Source organism: Pseudooceanicola marinus (assembly GCF_002786295.1).
In the GTDB taxonomy this organism is placed as follows: Bacteria; Pseudomonadota; Alphaproteobacteria; order Rhodobacterales; family Rhodobacteraceae; genus Pseudooceanicola; species Pseudooceanicola marinus.
This window is the reverse complement of sequence record NZ_PGTC01000018.1, coordinates 253,959-274,425: the sequence shown is the minus strand read 5'-3', so window position 1 is coordinate 274,425 and position 20,467 is coordinate 253,959. Positions and strand designations below refer to the sequence as shown.

The following is a 20,467-nucleotide window of genomic DNA, read 5'->3' as shown; positions in this document are numbered from 1 at the left end:
CTTAGGGTGGGCAAAAGCAGCGTGCGTGCAATCGACCCCACCCACGGGGAGGGACTTTCTGCGGATCAGCCGGGGCGCCCTGCCGCCGGTCTCCAAGGAAAGGATCCCTGACATGAAACTGCTCGTGACCACCTGTGCCCTGGTGCTGGCCCCGCTGGCTGCCGCCGCCCTGCCGGCCGTCGGTGACATGGTCGGCACCGATCCCGCCTCCGCCACCACCGCGCTGGAGGCCGCTGGCTGCATGGCGCCCCGGTTCGAGGCCGAGGACGGCAAGATCGAGGCCAAGTGCCATGACGCCGAGATGCGGAAGTGGGAGATCTACATCGACCCGCAAAGCGGTCAGGTGGCCAAGGTGAAGGCGGATGACTGACGCCCGCCAGCCGGCGGAGGAGGGCGGGGCCGTCGCGCCGCCCGATCCCTGGGACCCGCTGGTGCGGGTGACCCACTGGCTGATCGCCCTGGCCGTGCTGCTGAACGCTGTGCTGGATGAGGGTGGCTCGGCGCTTCATGTCTGGGTCGGCTGGATGGTGCTGGCCGTGCTGGCGATCCGCCTGCTCTGGGGGCTCATCGGGCCGGCAGAGGCGCGGTTCTCGGCCTTCCCGCCCGCGCCGCGCGCGGCTCTACGCCACCTGAAGACGCTGCTGCGCGGTCGCCCGCGCGAACACCGCTCGCACAATCCGGCGGGGGCGCTCATGGTCTATGCGCTCTGGGCCTGCCTGGCGCTGATTTCCGCCACCGGTCTGGTGATGACCGATGCCCGCAGCCCCGTGACCCTCGCCGAGGAAAAGGCCGCCGTGGCCGCAGGGGACTGGTCGGTGCTTGCCTCTGCCGACGACAGGGCGGAGAATGGCGAGATCAAGGAGATCACCGAGGAGATGCATGAGATGCTGGCCAATCTGTTGCTTCTGCTGGTGGCGGCCCACGTGGCCGGGGTGGCGGTCGAAAGTCGTGCCCTGCGTCGCAACCTCCTGCGTCCCATGCTGACGGGATCGCGCCGGGGATGACCTCCGGCGCCGTCCCTTCCCGCGGGCCCCGCAGCGCGCGCCGCTTCTCCGCCGCGCTGGCGGTCACCGTGGTCCTTCAGACCATGGCGGCGCTGTTCTTCGTGGCCGATGCCCTGGCCGACCTGGCCGAGGATCCGGCCGCCCCGCACAGCATCTTCGAGTCGCTGGTGGCGCTGGCGCTGATCCTGGGCGTGGTCATGGGGGTCTGGCAATTGCGTCGGACCCTGGCGCAGATGCGGCAGCAGGAACGCGCCCTGGACACGGCGCGTGGATCGCTGGCGCAGGTGATCGAGGACCAGTTCGATGCCTGGAAACTGACGCCGGCGGAACGCGACGTGGGGCTGCTGGCGCTGAAGGGGCTGGACGTGGCGGGCATCGCCGAGATCCGCGGCGCGGCCCAGGGCACGGTGCGGGCACAGCTGACACGGATCTATGCCAAGGCCGGGGTCAGCGGGCGGGCACAGTTCGCCTCCTGGTTCGTCGAGGACCTGCTGGACCCCGACCCAAGTTGATGGATGACGGACCGGATCCCTCCGGCCGAAAGGACGATCATGAAACGCAAGATACTTCGGACCCTCGGCGTGGCCGTCGCGCTGTTGCTGGTGCTGACCGCCGGGGAGCAGCAGGTGTTCCGCTTCGGCGCGGATGAGGCCCAGGCCGCCATCCTTGGCGATTTCCCCGCCCGCGATGACCGCGCAACGCCGCAGCAGGTGCTGGACCAGGTGGCCGGGCAGGGCGACGAGCTGACCCTTCTGGCCGCGGGCGACGTGGCCGAATGCGGGCGCGAGGATACCCTGGGACAGGTCTGGCCCGCGCTGACCTACGACCTGGGCCTGCCGGTCGAAGTGGATCGAGACGGGGCCGGGGCATTGCAGACCGCCGCCCTGGCTGACCGCTATCCCGACGACCTGGTCCTGGGACTGGGGGACCTGGCCTACCATCGCGGCACGCGGGCCGAGTTCGACACCTGTTTCGATCCGCTTTGGGGCGCGCTGGTGCCACGCCTGCTGCCGACGCCGGGCAATCATGAGTATCGGGTGCCGGGCGCCAACGGATATTATGAGTATTGGGGACAACAAGCGGGCGCGGACCGCACGGGCCACTATGCGCTGAGCTGGCGCAACTGGCTGTTGCTGTCGCTGAACTCGGAAGACGATGCCGACGAGGGCTCGGCGCAGCGCGCCTGGCTGGATGCCCAGCTGGCAGCGCACCCCGATGCCTGCGTCCTGGCCTATTTCCACAAACCCGCCTGGTCGCTGCGGGACCGCTCGGGCAGCGAGGCGGCGCGGGCGCTCTTTGCGCGGCTGGAGGAGGCCGGGGCAACCGCCGTGCTGAACGGACACAACCACTTCTACGAGCGCACGCGGCCCCTGGATGCGGTGGGGCAGCCGGCGCCCGAGGGGCTGATCGGTTTCACCATTGGCGTCGGCGGGGAGACGAGCCACGCCACACCCACAAAGGCCAGCACCGCGCGCGCCGTCTTCGGGGAAACCGGGCTGCTGCGGTTGACACTGGGTCAGGACAGTCTGGGTTGGGATTTCCTGTCGGCAGGTGACGGTGAGGACCTGGACAGCGGCGTGATCCCCTGTCGCGCGCGCGGGCAGGACGCCTGAGCGTGGGGCTGGTCGCCGGAAAGGGGCAGACATGAAAAGGGTCCGGGACTAGCTGGCCCCGGACCCTGCCGGAAGGCGTCTAGACCCGCTGGCCCGGCCAGGGGCGCTCAGGCGCCATACTCTTCGTCGGTGACCTTTTTGCATCCAGGTGACGGGGGAGCCGTCGGTGCTGTCCTGGATGGCGATGTGGTTCATGGCGTTCTCGGGGGTGGCGCCGTGCCAGTGCTTCTCGCCGGCGGGGAAGAAGACCACGTCGCCCTTGGATATTTCCTCGATCGGGCCACCTTCACGCTGAACCCAGCCACGACCGTAGGTGATGAGGATGGTCTGGCCCGCCGGGTTGGGGGTGCCAGGCGGTACGGTCACCGGGCTCGAAGGTGACATGGGCGCCGGAGGTGCGGCCCGGTTCATCGGCCTGGGAAAAAGAAAGACCGGCGCCCGGCGCCGGTCTTTCGCGTTCCGGCCAGGCCGACCGGGAGTTTGGAGACAGGACGGCCTGTCCGGGCGCGTCCGGCCCGGGGCGGGGCCGGGCGCGCCGCGCATCGCAGGGAGGGGGCGATGCGCAATCCCAAGGCCGCACCCTCGCCCCCGGGACGAGGGGAGGGCCCGGCTTGATCATCCCGCCGGTCTTGGACCGGGCCCGGCACCGGGGGCGAGATGGAACGGCGACCCCCGGTTTCCGGACCGCGCCAGCGGGACGACGCGGGCGCTGGCCTTAGAAGAAGCCCAGCTTGTTGGGGTTGTAGGACATCAGGATGTTCTTGGTCTGCTGGTAGTGGTCCAGCATCATCTTGTGGTTCTCGCGCCCGATGCCCGATTGCTTGTAGCCGCCGAAGGCCGCATGGGCGGGGTAGGCGTGGTAGTTGTTCACCCAGACCCGGCCCGCCTGAATGGCGCGGCCCACGCGGTAGCAGCGGCTGGCATCGCGGGTCCAGACACCGGCGCCGAGGCCGTACATCGTGTCATTGGCGATCGCCAGTGCCTCTTCCTCGTCCTTGAAGGTACAGACCGAGACGACGGGTCCGAAGATTTCTTCCTGGAAGACGCGCATCTTGTTGTGGCCCTTCAGGATCGTCGGCTCGATATAGTAGCCGCCATCCAGTCCTTCGACCTGCGCGGCCTTGCCGCCCGTCAGCACCTCGGCGCCTTCCTCGACCCCGATGGTCAGGTAGGAGAGGATCTTCTCCTGCTGCTCGCGGCTCGCCTGGGCGCCCACCATGGTGTCCATGTCGCGCGGGTCGCCACGCACGATGGCCTCAACCCGGGCGATGGCACGCTTGATGAACTCCTCGTAGATGTCTTCCTGGATCAGGGCGCGCGACGGGCAGGTGCAGACCTCACCCTGGTTGAAGGCAAAGAGGACGAAGCCCTCGACCGCCTTGTCAAGGAAGGCGTCATCCTCCGCCATGACATCGCTGAAGAAGATGTTGGGGGACTTGCCGCCCAGTTCCAGCGTGACGGGGATCAGGTTCTCGGTCGCGGCCTGCATGATCTTGCGGCCCGTCTCGGTCGAGCCGGTGAAGGCGATCTTGGCGATCCGCGGTGAACTGGCCAGGGCCGCGCCCACCTCGCCGCCGAAGCCGTTGACGATGTTCAGCACGCCGGCGGGCAGCAGATCCTGGATCAGGTCCATCAGCACCATGATCGCGGCGGGCGTCTGTTCGGCGGGTTTCAGCACGATGCAGTTGCCGGCGGCCAGGGCGGGCGCCAGTTTCCACGCCGCCATAAGGATCGAGAAGTTCCACGGGATGATCTGGCCGACGACGCCCAGGGGCTCATGGTAGTGGTAGGCCACGGTATCCGCGTCGATCTCGGACATGTTGCCTTCCTGGGCGCGCAGCACACCGGCGAAGTAGCGGAAGTGGTCTACCGCCAGGGGAATGTCGGCCAGGGTCGTCTCGCGGATCGGCTTGCCGTTGTCCCAGGTCTCGGCCCGGGCCAGCAGGTCCAGGTTCTCCTCCAGTCGGTCGGCGATTTTCAACAGGGTGTTGGCGCGTTCGGTGGCCGAGGTGCGGCCCCAGGCGTCCTTCGCCAGATGGGCGGCGTCCAGCGCCAGGTCCACGTCGGCCGCGCCGGAGCGGGCCACCTGGCAGACCACCTCGCCGGTGATCGGCGTCACGTTGTCGAAATAGGTGCCGCTGACGGGTGCGGTGAACCGCCCGCCGATGAAGTTGTCGTAGCGGCTCTGGAAGGGTGAGGTGCGGCTCAGGTCGGGTTGGCTCATCTCGTTCATGACAGGTCTCCTCCGTCTGTCGGAATTCCTCCGGCACCCTCCTCGGCGCCGGTGAAGAAGATCTGGCATTCTGGGGACGGCATTGTCAGCGGGGGCAAAGCGGGGGATGGGGCAAAACTGTCTCAGCGGTGAGACACCTTGCGGCGGGCGGCCATGTTGCAGCTGCGAGATGCGGGGCGTCGGGGTCAGTCCGCGCCGGAAATGCCCAGCCGTTTCATACGGCGGTAGAGCGTCGCGCGCCCGATGCCGAGCGCGCGGGCCGCGGCGGAGACATTGCCGTTGGCGCGCGCCAGGGCGCGGGTCAGCGCGGCCTTCTCGGCGCCCGACAGCCCTTCAGAGGTCTCCCCCAGAACGTCGCGCAGGGGCACCGGGCGCAGGGCGCCCTGACGTGCCAGGCCACAGCCGATCCGCGCGCTGCGCGTGGCGCCCACGACCAGCCCGTCGCGATCCACCGCCAGCAGGGCGGTGCCGGCGCGGTCATCGCCGACCAGGACGATCTGGCGGTCGCTGTGGATGTCGCGGAAGAGGTCGATCTCGATCTTGCTGGCAATGCCGCTGACCATGGCGCCGATGAGCTGGTTGAACCCGTCGCTTTCGGCGCGGGGCGAGGACACGTCCAGGGCCGCGATCAGCGTACCTTCGTGATCGAAGACCGGCGCATCGATGCAGCTCATGGCAATATTGCGCGCCAGGTAGTGCTGGTCGCGGTGGATGATCAGGGGGCGTTTCTCGGCCAGGCAGGTGCCGATGCCGTTGGTGCCCTGGGCCTCCTCGCTCCAGTCGCCGCCCGCGACCAGGCCGGAGCGGATGAAATCCGCCTCGTCCGCCGCCCGTTGCCGCGCCCGCAGGATCAGCCCGCGCGCATCGGTCATGAAGACGCCGTGGCCGCTTTGGCCAATGGTGGAGAACAGCTCGTCCAGGCGGGGGCTGGCGACATGCAGCAGCCGGCCCAGCATTTCCTCCTGTTCGGCCAGGCGCGTGGTGTCGCGGTCCTGCGGTGGGGCGGCGGCCGGATCCAGGCGGTGATGGGCGAAGGACCGTTGCCAGGAGGCGGCAAGGCGAGAGCGCGCGGCGGAGGCGTCACAGCTGACGGTCCGCATCACGCGGGTCACATGGTCGTGGTCACGGCCGGTCATCGGGCGCCTCCTCCCTTCCTCCCGGGTGGCCCGGCTGTCCGCCGGGCGACCCGAGGTTAGAGTATGACCGGGCCGCCGCGCGGCTGGCAAGACCCAGTTTGCGACAGGGTAACGGCGACCGAGGCACAGGGGTATCGCGTCAGCCGGCCTTGTCGATCAGGCCGAAGTGGATGTGGCGATTGCTGCCTTGCTGCAGGCGCGTCCGGTCACCGGGGCCCGCAGCGGCCTCCAGCAGGCGCGCCAGCGGCGCAGCGTCGCGGTCGGGCAGGTGCTGGTATAGGCGAAGATGGCGCGGCCGAGGGCGGTCGAGGCGGGCGCGGGCCGCGTCGGGCTGGGCGGGCAGATTGGCCGCCTTGGGCGTGGTGGTGGGCGGCATCCGGTTGCGGGGATGGGAGTGCATCGTGGCGCGCAGGGTCGCGCTGGAAACAGGGGATGGCATCGGACATCTCTCGAATTGCGGAAGGAAGCGATCCGCGTCGGGGCAGCGGATCGGGGCCAACGGGTTAGGCGGCAGTGGCAAGGGGGGAGCCAGGCCGGTGCGGGGCATCTGGCCTGGCAGGATCGGCAGGCGATCCTAGATCAGGCCGAACCAGCGACGCGGCGGCAGGTCGTGCCGGGTCAGGCCGATATCCTCCAGCAGGTAATCGGGCAGGTCGTGCAGGCGCCGGTAGTCCTGTTGCGTGGCCAGAGGCGAGCGCGGACTGTGATCGGGACCGAGGCGCGGGGTCGGCCGGGTCATGCCGGATACGAAGCCGCCGAAGAAAAGCTGGGTGAGCATCTGTTTGTCTCCTGGAAATGTGCTGGGAAATGCGTGGGGGATGAAATCCGTGGCCCCGGGGGATCAGCGGGCCATGACCCGGGCGTTGGTCGCGGGGCGACGGGGGTGGTTCGCGGCCGCGGACGGGGCAGGCGCCGCCGCTTTTTCGGTTGCAGGCCTCTGGGGCGGGCCGCCAGCCGTGCCCATCGCCGCCAGCGCGGTTTCCAGGTCCGGGGCAAGGGGCAGAAGGTGGCGCATGCTGACACGGTGCAGCCAGCCTGCCAGCTCGGCCTCTGCCACCAGGCGGAACTGTCCCCGGGCCGCGCGGATCAACGTGGCGGCGACGATCAGGCCGCGCACCGCGGGGCGGGCAAATTCCACCCCCGGAGCGCAGACCACGATCAGGCGCCGGTCACCGTCGCGGATCCTGTGCACCAGGTGATCGCAGAGCGTGCCGGTCTGGGTGGCATCGATCCGGCCCTCCAGATGCAGGATGCAAAGACCATCGATGCTGTCGAAATAACTATTCATAATAAAGTCCCTGAATGTAGCCCCGCGCCAGGGCGCGCTCGGCGCCCAGTGAAGCAAGGAGGGTGGAGAAGAGCGGCCTGCAATCCTAGCCTGATTTAAGTCTATACCTTTGGGTTGGATTGCCTTGCCCGCCGACCGTGGTGGCGAACGTTGTCATCAGCGTTGTTTTCTGGCCTGATCAGGGTGGTTTCAGGGTGTTTCGGGCCTGATGCCATTCAAATGCGATTGCCATTTTCCGAAGCCAAACGGATGGTGCGCCAATGAATGAAATTAATGAATTTAAAATATCTCTTTTTGGGGAGCTGACAGTCAGTGACGGCAACGGGCCCGTCCCGTTGCCCGCGTCGCGCAAGGCGCGGGCGCTTCTGGCCTTCCTGGTGACCACCGACCGGCCACATCGCCGTGAACGATTGTGCGAGATGTTCTGGGACCTGCCCGATGATCCCAAGGCGGCCCTGCGTTGGGCCCTGAGCAAGCTGCGCAAGGTCGTGGATCGACCAGGGGCGCCGCATATCCTGGCGGACCGGGAACGTGTCGCGTTCTGCGGCGAAGGCGTGGCTGTAGATCTACGTGATCTGCGCGCGCGCCTGCGCGAAGGCCCCTCGGCCATGAGCCTGACCGAATTGGAGGCCGCCGCCGCGCAGATGACCGGTGTGCTGCTGGACGGGCTGGACGGTGCCGGGGACGAGGTCTTCGACAGCTGGCTGATGGCGGAGCGCGATGATGCCGAAGCGGATCGGATCGAGGTCCTGCGCCGCCTTGCCCGGCATCCGCAGGCCACCCGCGCGGCTGCCGCGAAGTGGCGGCGCCTGTGGCAGCGGGCCGACCCGGAGGCGGAAGACGCCGCCGCCGCGCCCGATGGACCATCCGTCACCACGCCGGAGACGGGCGGTCCGGCCACATCGAGTCCCGCCGGGCCGGGGGCCTTCGAGGCGGCCGATCGCCGGGCGCATCTGCGCGACCAGAAGATCGGCTTCTGCCAAGTGCGCGACGGCACCAAGATCGCCTATGCCACCGTCGGCGACGGGCCGCCGCTGGTGAAGGCGGCGAATTGGCTGACCCATATCGAACATGACTGGGATACCCCCATCTGGGGCGCCTGTTTTGCCGACATCGCCCGCGACCGCAGTTTCGTGCGCTACGACGAGCGCGGCTGCGGCCTGTCGGACTGGCACGTGGAGCGGCTGGACCTGACGGCCTTCGTGGATGACCTGGAGGCGGTGGTCGACAAGCTGAGGCTGGAGCGGTTCCCGCTTCTGGGGATTTCCCAGGGCGCGGCGGTCTGCATCGAATATGCCGTGCGCCACCCCGATCGGGTGTCAAGGCTGATCCTGATCGGCGCCTATGCCATCGGCTGGCGCCACCATGCCAGCCCCGAGGAGATCGCCCGGCGCGAGGCGGTTCGGCAGTTGACCGAGCTGGGCTGGGGCACGGACAATCCCGCCTATCGCCATATCTTCTCGCAGACCTTCATGCCCGACGCGACGCCGGACGACCTGAAATGGTTCGATGCCTTCCAGCGCCAGACGACCTCCGCCGCCAATGCGGCGCGGTTCCAGGAAGCTTTCGGCGACATCGACGTGCGCGACCGGCTGGACCAGGTGCAGGCGCCGACCATCGTGCTGCATGCGACGCAGGACCAGCGGATCCCGGTTGAACAGGGGCGCCTGATCGCCCGCAGCATCCCGGGGGCACGGTTCGTCCCGCTGGACAGCCGCAACCACGTGCTGGTGGATTATGAACCGGCCTGGGCGGTCTGCATGGCGCAGATCCGCAGTTTCCTGCAGGAGACCGGAATCTGAGAGCGGACAAGGAAAAGGCGCCGCCCCGAGGGACGGCGCCTTTCATCCGGCGGCCCTGCGCGCGCGTCAGCGCAGGATATTCAGGCTGTCGAAGTCGACACTGTCGGTGGCGCCGGCGAGGTCCTCGATCGAGTCGTAGAGCAGTTCCAGGGCGTAGTGCGGATTATGCGCGTAGATGCCCGGATCTGCGGTGACCAGCTTCCAGTTGTAGGCCGCCTTCAGCGAGCGCGGCGTCCAGGCGGCATAATTGACACTGCTGCCGTCCACCTGGTCGGCCACCCCGTCGCCATTGGCGTCGGCGAAGAAGTAGGGATAGTGCGGCTCAAAGACCAGCGCGGTGCCCGCGACCTCGCCGGTGTAGGTCACCAGCGTTTCCATCAGCAACTGCGCATTGGCCGCGATGTCCGAGCGGATGCCAACCGACAGGTTGCCGGAGCCGTCATAGCTTTGCTTGCGGATGCGGATCGCCTCCGGGGTTTCGGCATCGTGGCAGGTGGCGCAGGTCTCGACCTTCACCTCCAGGCTGTGCGGGTTGTGGCAGGACACGCAGGAGGCCACCGGGCGGGCATGGAAGAAGCGGCCCGAGTAGGTCTTGCCCGGGTAGTGATAGCCCGCGCCCCCGTAGCCGCCCAGCCAGCTGGCGGCGGCGGTGGCATAGTGCGGGTTCACGAACCGCAGCTCTGCGTCGACGGTGTCATCGGGTTTCGACGCCGTCGCATTTTCCACCGTCACCCCGGCGGCGCGTCCCTGGTGGCAGGTCATGCAGGCGGCTTCGACGCCCACGACGGGATGCACGACGCCCGACGGCAGGGTCAGTTCCGAAATCGAGGCGAGGCCGTCGTTGTGACAGGTCTCGCAATCCACGACGCCACCGGCGGGAATGGGCGCTTCGGGCAGGCCCGGTTCGCTACCATCCAGCCCGTGGAAGCTGCGGAAGCCGGCGCCTGCGTGACAGACCGAACAGTTGGGCGGCACCGCGCCTTCGTCATCCCAATGCGTGAAGGCCTCGGCGGTGGCATCCGCATGGCCGCCCTTCAGCCAGGCGGTGATCGCGGCGGTGTTCTGTTCGCCCAGGGATTTCGGCTCGAACGGGCCGGCGTCCGGCAGCAGGAAGGGCGTGATCGCCTCCTCGCCGGAGGGGGCGGATGAGTCCTGTGCCTCTGCGCTCGGCGTTCCCGTCAGGAAACAGGCGAACAGCAGGGCGAGGACCGATGAAACGGTAATAAATTTCCCACGCATTGGTTTTCCCCGGCAGTTGGCTATCAATTAGGCTACGGATCCGATGATACCTTGGGATAGCGTTCGGGCAATGACATGAACGTGAATGTGGCGAAAAAACTCTCATTCAAATATATGTTGCAAAAGCACTTTTTAATTATCGCGCGGAATTGTCAGGGTTTTGTGGACGTGGTGCGTAATTTGGCAGAAACCTGTCCCAAGGGTGAATGCAGGTAGGAGAGACAATGCTGTCGCAGCTCATGCAGGCAGGGCTTAGTCCGAATGTGCGTTCGGCGCCGCTGACAGGCGGTGAGCCGGTGGAGCATTGGACGGAGGAGGCTGCGGTCGTGCCGCAGCACCGTGAACACCTGCGTGTCGACATGGTCGTGCGGGAAGGCGAGGCCGTGGCCGGTGGCGCGCCCGTGGCCCGCCTGCGGGACCATCCGGAGATCGCCCTTGTCGCGCCGATGCCCGGCCGCGTGGCGAAGGTGCACCTCGGCCCGGGGCGACAGCTGCATGAGATCGTTCTGTTCCGCGATGCGGGCGGAGACATGCGCCGCCACGACACCGAGGCGGCCGGGGCGGGCGACGGCAGCGCGCTGCGGGCCCTGCTGCAGGACAGCGGGCTATGGCGACAGTTCCGCGCCCGGCCTTTCGGCCGGATGCCCGCGCCCGACGCCAAACCGGCGGCCATTCTCGTCATGGCCGCGGACAGCCGTCCCCTGGCGCCCGACCCGCTGGCGATGCTGGAGGCGCGCGGGGAGGATCTGATGTGGGGGCTCGCCGCCCTTGGTCACCTGACCGAGGGGCCTGTCTACCTGTGTCAGCGCTCCGGCCCCGCGCTGGCTGGGCCGGGCGCGGTCGAAGGGCGGCTGCGCCTGCTGCGCAGCGGCCCGCGACACCCGCAGGGCCTGGCGGGACACCAGTTGCACCATCATCACCCCGCGTCCGTCGCCGCGCCGGTCTGGGACATCCACGCCGAGGATGTGGCCGACCTCGGTACGCTGCTGGAGACCGGCCTGCGCCCCGCGCTGCGCACCGTTTCGGTGACCGGCCCGGCCCTGAGCGAGGCGCGGCTGCTGCGTTGCCAGGACGGGGCGCATCTGGCCGGGCTGTGCCACGGGCTGACCGTGCCGGGGCCGCATGACCTGGTGTCGGGCTCGGCGCTGGACGGGCACAGGGCGGTCTGGCTGGCGCCGCGGGACCGGCAGCTGTCGGTGATGACCCATCACCATGGCGCGCCCCGGGGCCACTGGTTCCGCAACGCGCTCAGCCGGGCCGCGCGGCCCGTGCCGCTGATCCCCACGGCCGCGCTGGAACAGGCGCTTGGCGGGGCCCTGCCGGCCGTCGCGCTGCTGCGGGCCCTGTCGGCCGGCGATGACGAGACCTTGGCGAAGCTGGGCGGGCTGACCCTGCTGGAAGAGGATTTGGCCCTGGCTGATTATGTCACCGGGGCCGAGCCGCGCCTGTCGGCGCTCCTGCGTGGGGCGCTCGATCGGATCGCGGCGGAGGAGGGTGCATGATGCGCGGCATCTGGGATCGTGAAACCGTGGCCCTGCTGCTGCTGGCGGCGCTGATGCCGCTGGCGCTGGCCTGGCTGTGGTACGGCGGGGTCGAGGCGGCGGGCCGGCTGGCGCTGACCCTGCTGGTCTCCGGCCTCTGGCACCTGATCTTCATGCTGGCCCGGGCCCAGCCCCCCAGCTTTGCCGGCGCCCTGACGGCTTTGGCCGTGGCCATGCTGGCGCCCGAGGATCTGGGGATCTTCCGCCTGGTCATGGGCATCAGCTTCGGCACCGTGATGGGGGAGCTGGTCTTCGGCGGCTGGGGGCGCAATGTCGTCAATCCGGCGACGATCACCCTGGCCTTCCTTGGCTTCGGCTTCCCGGCGGCGCCCTGGCCTGACTTCGTGCTGCCGGTTGCCTGGGCGGCGATCCCGGCGGCGGGGCTGGGGATCCTGCTGGGCGTGATATCGGGGCGCATCATCGCGGGGGCGCTGCTGGCGGCGCTGTTGGCCTGGGCGATCCCGGGCGGGGCCTGGCCCGCGAGTCTGGAAAAGGTGCTGCCGGTGGCCTGGATCGGGCTGGTCCTGCTAGTCTGCGATCCCGTCGCCAGCGCCGCCACGCGGCCCGGTCGCTGGGGCAACGGCCTGCTTTACGGCGCGCTGATCGCGCTGTTCGCCACCGGCTGGGACGGCGGGGCGCCGGTGCAGATCACCGTTTCCGCCGCCCTTCTGGCCTCTCTCGCCGCCCCCATCCTGGACGAAGCCGCCATCGCGCTTTGGCGCGCAAGACGCCATCGCGCGCTGGCGCGCAAGACGGAGGACACATCTTGGCTGACCTGAACCCTTTCTCGGCCTGGCGTCGCCTGCTGGCCCTGCCGAATGAAAGCCGGACCAAGACCGTGCTGGTGGCCTTCCTGGTCTCCGCCTGCTGCGCGGTGATGGTCAGCGGCGCCACCGTCGTCCTGCGCCCGATCCAGGCGGCCAACCGCGCCGCCGAGGAACAGGCGCGGCTGTCGGCGCTGGTGGCGGGCATCCCCGGCATGTCGACGCTGCTTGAACAATCGGGCGGGGCCCTGTCGACGGTGGTGATCGACCTGGACACCGGGCGCGCGGCGACCGAGGTGAGCCCGGCGACGCTGGAAACCACCCTGGCCGATGCCGGCAACTGGACGGTGCTGGAGCCGGGCGAGGATATCGCGGGCCTCGTGCAGCGCCCCGACTATGCGCAGATCTACCTGCTGCGCAGCGAGGGCGAGGTCTCCCTGCTGCTGCTGCCGTTCAGCGGGCAGGGCTACAACGGGCGCATCGACGGCATCCTGGCGTTGAAGGGCGACATGCACACCATCGCCGGGCTGACGATCACCGGCCAGTCCGAAACCCCCGGCCTCGGCGCCCGGATCGAGGAACCGGCCTGGCAGGCGTCTTTCAACGGGGTGGAAACCACGGATGACAGCGGCGAGATCCGTTTCGCCGTCGCCCGCGGCCCGGCCTCGACTGAATATGAGGTCGACGGGATCACCGGTGCCACCCGCACCTCCTCGGCCATGACGCGCATCATCCGCTTCTGGCTGGGCGAGCAGGGCTATGGCCCCCTGATCGAGGCCGTCCGGCGCGGGGAGTTCTGAGCCATGACCGCGCCGTCCCCCCTCTGGTCCACCTTCACAGATCCGCTGGTGCGGCAGAACCCGGTGACCCTGCAGATCCTCGGCATCTGTTCGGCCCTGGCGGTCACCACTTCGCTGCCCACGGCGCTGACCATGGCGGCCTCGCTGACCACGGTGCTGGTGCTGTCGGCCGGCGTCATCAGCCTGATCCGGCGGCATATCCCCGACACCATCCGGCTGATCGTGCAGATTGTCATCGTGGCCTCGCTGGTGATCGTCATCGACCAGCTGTTGCAGGCCTATCTGTTCGAGATCAGCCAGAGCCTTTCGGTCTTCGTCAGCCTGATCACCACCAACTGCCTGGTGCTGGGCCGCACCGAGAGCTTCGCGCGGCTGAACCCGCCGGGGCGCTCGATGGTGGACGCGCTCGGCAACGGGCTGGGCTATTCGCTGATCCTGTGCCTCGTCGGCGCCCTGCGCGAGCTGTTCGGCGCGGGCAGCCTTATGGGCCTTCAGGTGTTGCCGCTGGTTGAACAGGGCGGCTGGTTCACGCCGCTGGCGCTGATGCTGCTCGCGCCCTCGGCCTTCTTCATCCTGGGCGGGCTGGTCTGGGCCATCCGCTCGATCTGGCCAGACCAGGCGGAGGCGCCCGACACGGTGCCGCCAGAGGTGGAGGAGGGCACGTGATGGCAGACCTCTGGTCCCTCTTCCTGTCGGCGGCCTTTGTCGAGAACCTGCCGCTGACGCTGTTCCTCGGCCTCTGCACCTTTCTGGCGCTGTCGAAACGGCCCGAGACGGCCGTGGGCCTGGGCATCGCCATGATCGCCGTCATGGGCGTGACGGTGCCGCTGAACCAGCTGATCTACCACGCCCTGCTGGCCCCCGGCGCCTGGGCCTGGGCGGGCTATCCTGAAATCGACCTGTCCTATCTCAGCCTGGTGGCCTTCATCGGGGTCATCGCCGCCATTGTGCAACTGCTGGAAATGCTGCTGGATCGCTTCCTGCCCAAGGTCCACGCGGCCTTCGGGGTGTTCCTGCCGCTCTTGACGGTGCAATGCGCCATCCTGGCGGGCAGCCTCTTCATGGTCGAACGCAACTATGACCTGGCCGAAAGCTTCGTCTTCGGGATCGGCGGCGGCACGGGTTTTGCGATCTCGGTCATCATGCTCTCGGCGATCCGGGCGCGGCTGGCCTATGCCGACCTGCCCGCCGGGCTGCGGGGCCTGGGCATCACCTTCATCCTGGCCGGGCTGATGTCGCTCGGCTTCTCCTCCTTCGCACAGATGGCCGCGCAATGACCGACGAGATCCTCCTCGCCTCCCTCATCGTTGTCCTGCTGGTGGTGGGGCTGACCTTGGGCCTGCTGCTGGCGCGGCGGCGGCTGGTGCCGCAGGGGGGCATCACTATCACCGTGAACGGCACGAAGGAGATCGAGGCGCATCGCAGCGACCGACTGCTGGGCGTGCTGCATGGCGCGGGCATCGGCATCCCGGCGGGCTGTGGTGGCTCGGGCACCTGCGGGCTCTGCCGCGTGGTGGTCGAGGGGGAGGGCGCAGGCGAGGCGGGCGCCACCGAACGCGGTATCCTGTCGGCGGCGGAACGCAAGGCGGGCAAGCGGCTGGCCTGCCAGACGCAGCTGCGTGGCCCCTGTTCCGTCACCGTCCCGGAGGATTTCCTGTCGGGCGGCGGTGGCTTCGACTGCACCGTGGTGTCGAACCGCATGATGGCCCCGCTGATCCGCGAACTGGTGCTGGAGCTGCCCAAGGGGCACGACTTCAACTTCCGCGCCGGGGGCTTCATGCAGCTGAACGCGCCGGCCTACAGCCTGGATTTCGCCGATATGCCGGTGGATGAGACCTTCCGCGCCGCCTGGCACCAGGCCCGCTGGTACAGCCTGACCTCGGAGATCGACGATCAGGTGACCCGCGCCTATTCCATCGCCTCGCGCCCCGAGGATACCGCTGCGGGCCGTGTCGTCTTCAACATCCGCCTGGCCGTGCCGCCCGCAGGGCGCGAGGAAGAGATCCCGCCGGGGCAGGTGTCCTCCTGGCTCTTCGCCCGCCAGCCGGGCGACGTGGTCGAGGTGTCGGGACCGTTTGGGGAGATCCACGTGCAGGACACGACCTCGGACATGGTGTTCATCGGCGGCGGTGTCGGCATGGCGCCGCTCAGGGCGATGATCCACGAACAGATCGGGGCGGGGACCACGCGCAAGATGCGCTATTTCTACGGTGCGCGCTCCGTCGCGGATCTTTTCTACGTCGAGGAGTTCAATGCCATCGCCGAGGCGCACCCGAACTTCGACTGGACACCGGCCCTGTCAGACCCCGCGCCGGGCGACCGCTGGACCGGGGCGACAGGATTCATCCACGAGACGGTGATGCGCGCCATGCAGGGCCATCCCGCGCCCGAGGATTGCGAATACTACCTCTGCGGCCCGCCGGTCATGATCTCGGCCGTGCTGGCCACACTGGAGCGGCTCGGGGTCGAGCCGGAGAACATCTACAAGGACGATTTCGGAGCCTGAGCCATGCAAAGCGACTTCTCGAAACGACCGACCCGCCGCGCCCTGCTGGGCGGGGCCGCCGCGACCCTGGCCCTGCCGGGACTGTTGCGGGCGGGTACCCGCGCGGTGGAAACGCTGACCGGCCCGGCCTTCGGCACCAGCTGGCAGGTCACCTTGCCTGCGGGCCGGGGGATAGAGACGCTGCGCGGGCCGATCATGGATCTGCTGGCCGGGATCGACAGGCAGATGTCGCCCTGGCGCGCCGACAGCGACATCAGCCGCTTCAACGCCGCCGGGGCGGGCACCTGTGCGCTGCCCGCCGAGACGCTGGCGGTGACCCGCGCGGCGCTGGCTCTGGCCGAGCGGAGCGGCGGGCATTTCGACCCCACGGTCGGCCCGCAGGTCGCCCGCTGGGGCTTCGGCCCGATCAACGGTGATGGCGCGGCGAACTGGCACGGGCTGACGGCGGACGACGGCGCCGTCATCAAGGCGTGGGCCGGTCTGACGCTGGATCTGTGTGGCATCGCCAAGGGCCATGCGCTGGACCGGATGGTGGCGCTGGTTCAGGCCGCGGGCCACGACGACCTGCTGATCGACCTGGGTGGAGAACTGGCCGCGCGCGGAGGGCACCCCGAGGGGCGCGCCTGGCAGGTCGCGGTGGAGGATCCGCGCCCCGGGACCACCGGCCTCGCGGGCATCCTGTCGCTGACCGGTGCCGTTGCGACCTCCGGCCTGAAGACGCAGAGCTATACGCTCGACGGCGCCCGCTACGGCCATATCATCGACCCGGAGACCGGCGCGCCCGTGGCCTCTGGCCCGCTGTCCGTTTCGGTGCTGGGCGCCTCCGCCATGGAGGTCGACGGCTGGGCCACCGCGCTTTTCGCCGCAGGCGCCGAGGGGCCCGCGCTGGCCCGCCGCGCCGGGATCGACGCGCTGTTTGTCAAGGCCGCGCCCGGCGGGCTGACGTCCGAGACCACCGGCGCCTTCGCCACCCACCTGAAAGGGGTCTGAGATGGAACTGTTCCTCGTCCTCGCCATCTTCCTGCTGGCCGCAGGCGGTCTGGCCCTGGGCCTGGCCTTCGGGCGCGACCCGGTGCAGACCTCCTGCGGGGGCGTCGCGAAATGCGGCAAGGCCTGCGAGATCTGCCCCAACCGGATCGCGGCCAGGGAGGGCGAGGCATGAGCACCGAGGCCCGCGTCTCCGTCCTGATGCAGACCGACTGGGTGGAAGTGACCCCCGAGACCCCCATGCGCCGCGCTGCCGCCCTTCTGGTCGAGGCGCGGGCGGCGGCCGCTGCGGTGGTCGACGACGAGGGGCTGCTGGTCGGCATCCTCAGTCAGAAGGACTGTTTCCGCCCCGCGCTCTATGCCTCCTACTACCAGGAATGGAAGGGCAACGTGGCCGAGAATATGAGCCGGGGCGCCATCACCTGCAACGCCGAGGACGACCTGATCTCTGCCGCCGAGGCCTTCACCAACTGCCCGCACCGGGTCTTCCCGGTCGTGGAAGAGGGCCGCGTGGTGGGTATGCTGCGCCGGTCCGACGTGCTGGCGGCACTGATGGACATGGGCTGAGACCGGGGGGAGAGACGGGCGGGCGCGCTTTGCGCCTTGCCGGTCTCCGCCGGATCGGATAGCCCGGCAGGCTCTTCCGACGCAGGAGCTTGTCATGTCCGCCTCCGAACCTGTCCTGGCCATCGATTTCGGCACCTCCAATTCCGCTGCGGCGATCCTGGAGGGCGGGACGCTGCGCCGCATCGCCATCGAGGCGGGCGAGGAAACCCTGCCGACGGCCGTCTTCTTCGACAGTGACACCGGCGCCATGCGGATCGGCGCGGCGGCGGCGGAGGCGCTGATCGCCGGCGATGAAGGGCGCTACATGCGGGCGCTGAAATCCGTGCTGGGCACCAGCCTATTTCACGAAAAACGGCTGGTCGGCGGCAAGCGCCGCACCCTGGCCGAGATCGTGACGGCCTTCCTCGTGGCGATGAAGACCCGTGCCGAGGCGGAAACGGGCCGGACCTTCACCCGCGCCCTGTCGGGCCGCCCGGTCCATTTCCACAGCAACGACCCAGAGCGTGATGCCCAGGCCGAGGCGGATCTGCGCGGCTGCTATGCCGCCGCCGGGTTCAGCGAGGTGCAGTTCATGTTCGAACCCGAGGCCGCCGCCCTGGCCAGCCTGGGCGACGGCCACCCGGGCGAGGTCGGCCTGATCGTCGACATCGGCGGCGGCACCTCGGATTTCACCCTCTTTCGGGCCGAGGGCAATGGCATCGGCATCATCGCCAGCCACGGCATCCGCCTGGGCGGCACGGATTTCGACCACGCGGTGTCGATGACCCATGCCATGCCCGAACTGGGCCTGGGCGGAGAGCTGCGCCGCACCTTCGGGGAGGGGCTGCTGCCGGTGCCGAAACCGATCTATGTGGACCTGTCGACCTGGGCCAAGATCCCCTTCCTCTACACCGCCGAGACCGCCCGCGCGGTGGCCGACATGGAGGTCCATGCGGTGGATCCCGCCCGCATGGGGCGCCTGGCCAGGGTGATCGAGGACCAGCTGGGGCACGAACTGGCTTTCGCCGTGGAACGCGGCAAGATCGGTGCCAATGGCCCCGAAGGGGCCGGGGAGATCGACATGGGCATGGTGGAACGCGGCCTCACGGTGCGCACCACCGCCGGGTCGGTCAACGCGGCCCTGTCGGAGGCGCGCGAGGCGCTGCGCGGTGCGATCTACGACACGCTGGTGGCAGGCGGCGTGGCGTCGGGGCAGGTCAGTTCCGTGATCCTCGTCGGCGGGTCGTCCCTGATGGGGCTGGTGCAGGAAGAGGCGCAGGGCATCAGCCCGACCGCCACCCTGCGCCGATCCGAAGCCTTTACGGCCGTTGTGGACGGGCTGGCGCTGGCCACCGCCTGAGCGGGAGGCCCGAGACCCTAGAGACCCGCCAGCCGGTGCAGCGTGTCGCGCAGCGCGCCGAACAGGTCGGGCAGGCCCAGGGCCGCCTTCAGATCCTCGCCCCAGAAGACCGCGGTCAGCAGCGGATCCATCAGGGCGTCGGGCAGGGGCAGCTCGAACGCCCAGTCGACGATCCGCTCGCCCGAAAAGGCCCAGAGCAGGACCAGCGCGGCGCAGAGGGTGAGGAAGAAACGCAGGTTGCGGGCCATACTCATCCCCCTAGAACTGGAAGTAGATGAAGGGCGCCACGCCCTCCTGCGCCATGGCGAAACAGAGGACCAGCCCGGCGGCCAGCGCCAGGGCCTGCACCTCGGGCGCGACGCGCGCCAAAGCCTGGCCAGACCGGGTGAACCAGCGCAGCGGCAGGGCGTTCAGCGCCAGCCCGGCGGCGATCAGCAACAGCGCGAAGCCGTGCAATGGCACGGCGTAATCGCTGGCCGGACGGGTGAGGGCGGCTAGCATCTGACCCACCTGGTCCATGTCATGCGCGCGGAAGGGCAGCCAGAGCAGCGTGACCAGCGCGAAGACCACCGCGATGCGCAAGCCCCGCGCACGCGTCGCGCGGTGCTGCCCGGTCAGCCGTTCGACGGCCACCAGCGCCCCATGGGCCAGCCCCCAGAGGACGAAGGTCCAGGCCGCCCCATGCCAGAGGCCCGCCAGCCCCATGACCACCAGCAGCGTGACCGCCTGCCGGCCCTTGCCGCCCTTGCTGCCGCCCAGCGGGATGTAGAGGTAGTCGCGGATCCAGGTCGACAGAGAGATATGCCAGCGCTGCCAGAACTCGCGGAACGACGCCGCGCGGTAAGGCTGGTTGAAGTTGGCATTGAACCGATAACCCAGCAGAAGCGCCACGCCGATGGCGATGTCGGAATAGCCCGAAAAGTCGCAGTAGATCTGAACCGCATAGCCCAGCATAGCCGCCAGCGCCTGCGGCGCGGCCTGGGACGCGGGATCGGTATAGGCCGGATCGACCAGCAGCACGGCGATGTAATTCGCGATCACCAGCTTCTTCACCATCCCTGCCAGGATCAGCGCCACGGCCATCCCGCGCATGGCGGCGTCGGGCCGTTCGGGCCGGTCGAGCTGCGGCAGGAAATCGGCGGCGCGCACGATGGGGCCCGCCACGAGCTGTGGAAAGAAGCTGACATACAGGGCCACGTCGAAGGGGTTGCGGCGCTCGGCGCAGTCACCGCGCGCGCAGTCGACGATATAGCTGATCCCCTGGAAGACGTAGAAGGAGATCCCCACGGGCAGGACCACCTGCGCCCAGCTGAAATCACGCGACAGGCCCGCATCCCCCAGCAGGTTGGAAAAGGACAGCAGGAAGAAGTTGAAATACTTGAAGAACGCCAGGCACCCAAGCAGCCCCGCGATGCAGAGCGCGCGCAGCGCCGTGGCCTTGCGCCGCCCCGGCAACCCGCCCAGCCAGGCCAGGACGATCACCCCGGTCATCAGGGCCAGGAAACGGACATCCCAGGCGGCGTAGAACCAGTAGGAGGCCGCCAGCAGCATCCCCTTGCGCCAGCCGTTCCAGGCGAACAGCACCAGGTTCAGCCCCAGAACAGCCGTGAAGAACAGCACGAAGTCGAGTGTCGGAAAGACCATTGCC

24 protein-coding genes are annotated in these 20,467 nt (G+C 68.9%); 15 read left to right on the top strand and 9 right to left on the bottom strand.

All coding sequences use genetic code 11. The features are described from left to right. Positions 1 to 112: 112 nt before the first annotated feature. The 4 genes from CVM50_RS15370 to CVM50_RS15355 are packed head-to-tail and all read left to right on the top strand — an operon-like array spanning position 113 to position 2,617. Complete coding sequence (locus tag CVM50_RS15370) at positions 113 to 370, top strand: PepSY domain-containing protein (protein ID WP_085888319.1); 258 nt, start codon at positions 113 to 115, stop codon at positions 368 to 370. After that, a complete protein-coding gene (locus tag CVM50_RS15365; RefSeq protein ID WP_085888318.1) occupies positions 363 to 1,004 on the top strand; it encodes a cytochrome b/b6 domain-containing protein in 642 nt (213 codons plus the stop codon). The genes CVM50_RS15370 and CVM50_RS15365 overlap by 8 nt, the downstream gene beginning before the upstream one ends. Beyond that, positions 1,001 to 1,516 (top strand): helix-turn-helix transcriptional regulator, encoded by a 516-nt coding sequence (locus CVM50_RS15360; protein WP_085888317.1) that lies wholly within the window; start codon positions 1,001 to 1,003, stop codon positions 1,514 to 1,516. Before CVM50_RS15365 ends, CVM50_RS15360 begins: the two co-directional genes overlap by 4 nt. Before the next feature lie 39 nt (positions 1,517 to 1,555). Further along, positions 1,556 to 2,617 carry a metallophosphoesterase family protein gene (locus CVM50_RS15355; RefSeq protein ID WP_085888316.1) on the top strand — a complete coding sequence of 354 codons (1,062 nt, stop codon included), beginning with the start codon at positions 1,556 to 1,558 and terminating at the stop codon, positions 2,615 to 2,617. Between the two features lie 48 nt (positions 2,618 to 2,665). Here the strand turns inward: CVM50_RS15355 and CVM50_RS15350 are convergent, their stop codons facing one another. The 6 genes from CVM50_RS15350 to CVM50_RS15325 all read right to left on the bottom strand — a co-directional run bounded on the left by CVM50_RS15350 (position 2,666) and on the right by CVM50_RS15325 (position 7,274). Further along, positions 2,666 to 3,001, bottom strand: coding sequence for a cupin domain-containing protein (locus tag CVM50_RS15350; protein ID WP_268808208.1), 336 nt, complete (start codon positions 2,999 to 3,001; stop codon positions 2,666 to 2,668). 331 nt (positions 3,002 to 3,332) lie between these two features. Further along, positions 3,333 to 4,850, bottom strand: a complete 1,518-nt coding sequence (gene adh / locus CVM50_RS15345; protein ID WP_085888315.1) for an aldehyde dehydrogenase — start codon at positions 4,848 to 4,850, stop codon at positions 3,333 to 3,335. A gap of 185 nt (positions 4,851 to 5,035) precedes the next feature. Continuing rightward, complete coding sequence (locus CVM50_RS15340) at positions 5,036 to 5,986, bottom strand: helix-turn-helix domain-containing protein (RefSeq protein ID WP_085888314.1); 951 nt, start codon at positions 5,984 to 5,986, stop codon at positions 5,036 to 5,038. 139 nt (positions 5,987 to 6,125) lie between these two features. Next, on the bottom strand, positions 6,126 to 6,425 hold the full coding sequence (locus tag CVM50_RS15335; protein WP_085888313.1) for a hypothetical protein: 300 nt from the start codon (positions 6,423 to 6,425) through the stop codon (positions 6,126 to 6,128). Between the two features lie 135 nt (positions 6,426 to 6,560). Continuing rightward, positions 6,561 to 6,764 (bottom strand): DUF1127 domain-containing protein, encoded by a 204-nt coding sequence (locus tag CVM50_RS15330; RefSeq protein ID WP_085888312.1) that lies wholly within the window; start codon positions 6,762 to 6,764, stop codon positions 6,561 to 6,563. A gap of 63 nt (positions 6,765 to 6,827) precedes the next feature. Then, entirely contained in the window at positions 6,828 to 7,274 is a 447-nt protein-coding gene (locus CVM50_RS15325; RefSeq protein ID WP_085888311.1) for an STAS domain-containing protein, read from the bottom strand. A 335-nt stretch (positions 7,275 to 7,609) separates the two neighbouring features. Here CVM50_RS15325 and CVM50_RS15320 point away from each other — a divergent pair, with 335 nt between their 5' ends. Continuing rightward, a complete protein-coding gene (locus CVM50_RS15320; protein ID WP_232618262.1) occupies positions 7,610 to 9,076 on the top strand; it encodes an alpha/beta hydrolase in 1,467 nt (488 codons plus the stop codon). A gap of 66 nt (positions 9,077 to 9,142) precedes the next feature. Here CVM50_RS15320 and CVM50_RS15315 read toward each other — a convergent pair whose 3' ends face one another. Next, a complete protein-coding gene (locus tag CVM50_RS15315) occupies positions 9,143 to 10,315 on the bottom strand; it encodes a cytochrome c3 family protein (protein ID WP_085888309.1) in 1,173 nt (390 codons plus the stop codon). Positions 10,316 to 10,539: 224 nt separating this feature from the next. Here CVM50_RS15315 and CVM50_RS15310 point away from each other — a divergent pair, with 224 nt between their 5' ends. The 10 genes from CVM50_RS15310 (at position 10,540) to CVM50_RS15270 (ending at position 18,819) form a co-directional block, all read left to right on the top strand. Then, entirely contained in the window at positions 10,540 to 11,817 is a 1,278-nt protein-coding gene (locus CVM50_RS15310) for a Na(+)-translocating NADH-quinone reductase subunit A (protein WP_085888308.1), read from the top strand. Then, positions 11,814 to 12,635: an RnfABCDGE type electron transport complex subunit D gene (locus CVM50_RS15305; protein WP_085888307.1), complete on the top strand. Its 822-nt coding sequence runs from the start codon at positions 11,814 to 11,816 to the stop codon at positions 12,633 to 12,635. Before CVM50_RS15310 ends, CVM50_RS15305 begins: the two co-directional genes overlap by 4 nt. Then, positions 12,623 to 13,420: an FMN-binding protein gene (locus CVM50_RS15300; RefSeq protein WP_085888306.1), complete on the top strand. Its 798-nt coding sequence runs from the start codon at positions 12,623 to 12,625 to the stop codon at positions 13,418 to 13,420. Before CVM50_RS15305 ends, CVM50_RS15300 begins: the two co-directional genes overlap by 13 nt. A gap of 3 nt (positions 13,421 to 13,423) precedes the next feature. Then, entirely contained in the window at positions 13,424 to 14,086 is a 663-nt protein-coding gene (locus tag CVM50_RS15295; protein ID WP_085888305.1) for an NADH:ubiquinone reductase (Na(+)-transporting) subunit D, read from the top strand. Then, positions 14,086 to 14,697: an NADH:ubiquinone reductase (Na(+)-transporting) subunit E gene (nqrE, locus tag CVM50_RS15290; protein ID WP_085888304.1), complete on the top strand. Its 612-nt coding sequence runs from the start codon at positions 14,086 to 14,088 to the stop codon at positions 14,695 to 14,697. The genes CVM50_RS15295 and nqrE overlap by 1 nt, the downstream gene beginning before the upstream one ends. Continuing rightward, on the top strand, positions 14,694 to 15,926 hold the full coding sequence (nqrF, locus tag CVM50_RS15285) for an NADH:ubiquinone reductase (Na(+)-transporting) subunit F (protein ID WP_085888303.1): 1,233 nt from the start codon (positions 14,694 to 14,696) through the stop codon (positions 15,924 to 15,926). Before nqrE ends, nqrF begins: the two co-directional genes overlap by 4 nt. Positions 15,927 to 15,929: 3 nt before the next feature. Then, positions 15,930 to 16,916, top strand: coding sequence for an FAD:protein FMN transferase (locus tag CVM50_RS15280; RefSeq protein ID WP_085888302.1), 987 nt, complete (start codon positions 15,930 to 15,932; stop codon positions 16,914 to 16,916). 1 nt (position 16,917) lies between these two features. Beyond that, positions 16,918 to 17,088 carry a hypothetical protein gene (locus CVM50_RS21750; RefSeq protein ID WP_198431912.1) on the top strand — a complete coding sequence of 57 codons (171 nt, stop codon included), beginning with the start codon at positions 16,918 to 16,920 and terminating at the stop codon, positions 17,086 to 17,088. Then, the gene (locus CVM50_RS15275; protein WP_085888301.1) at positions 17,085 to 17,480 is read left to right on the top strand and encodes a CBS domain-containing protein; all 396 of its coding nucleotides are present in this window, start codon (positions 17,085 to 17,087) and stop codon (positions 17,478 to 17,480) included. Before CVM50_RS21750 ends, CVM50_RS15275 begins: the two co-directional genes overlap by 4 nt. 94 nt (positions 17,481 to 17,574) lie before the next feature. After that, positions 17,575 to 18,819, top strand: a complete 1,245-nt coding sequence (locus CVM50_RS15270) for an Hsp70 family protein (protein ID WP_085888300.1) — start codon at positions 17,575 to 17,577, stop codon at positions 18,817 to 18,819. Positions 18,820 to 18,836: 17 nt separating this feature from the next. On the opposite strand, the gene CVM50_RS15265 is transcribed toward CVM50_RS15270, so the two are convergent. Both CVM50_RS15265 and CVM50_RS15260 read right to left on the bottom strand, forming a co-directional pair. Then, positions 18,837 to 19,067 carry a hypothetical protein gene (locus tag CVM50_RS15265; RefSeq protein WP_085888299.1) on the bottom strand — a complete coding sequence of 77 codons (231 nt, stop codon included), beginning with the start codon at positions 19,065 to 19,067 and terminating at the stop codon, positions 18,837 to 18,839. 10 nt (positions 19,068 to 19,077) lie between these two features. After that, entirely contained in the window at positions 19,078 to 20,463 is a 1,386-nt protein-coding gene (locus tag CVM50_RS15260; RefSeq protein WP_085888298.1) for an MBOAT family O-acyltransferase, read from the bottom strand. Between the last annotated feature and the right edge of the window lie 4 nt (positions 20,464 to 20,467).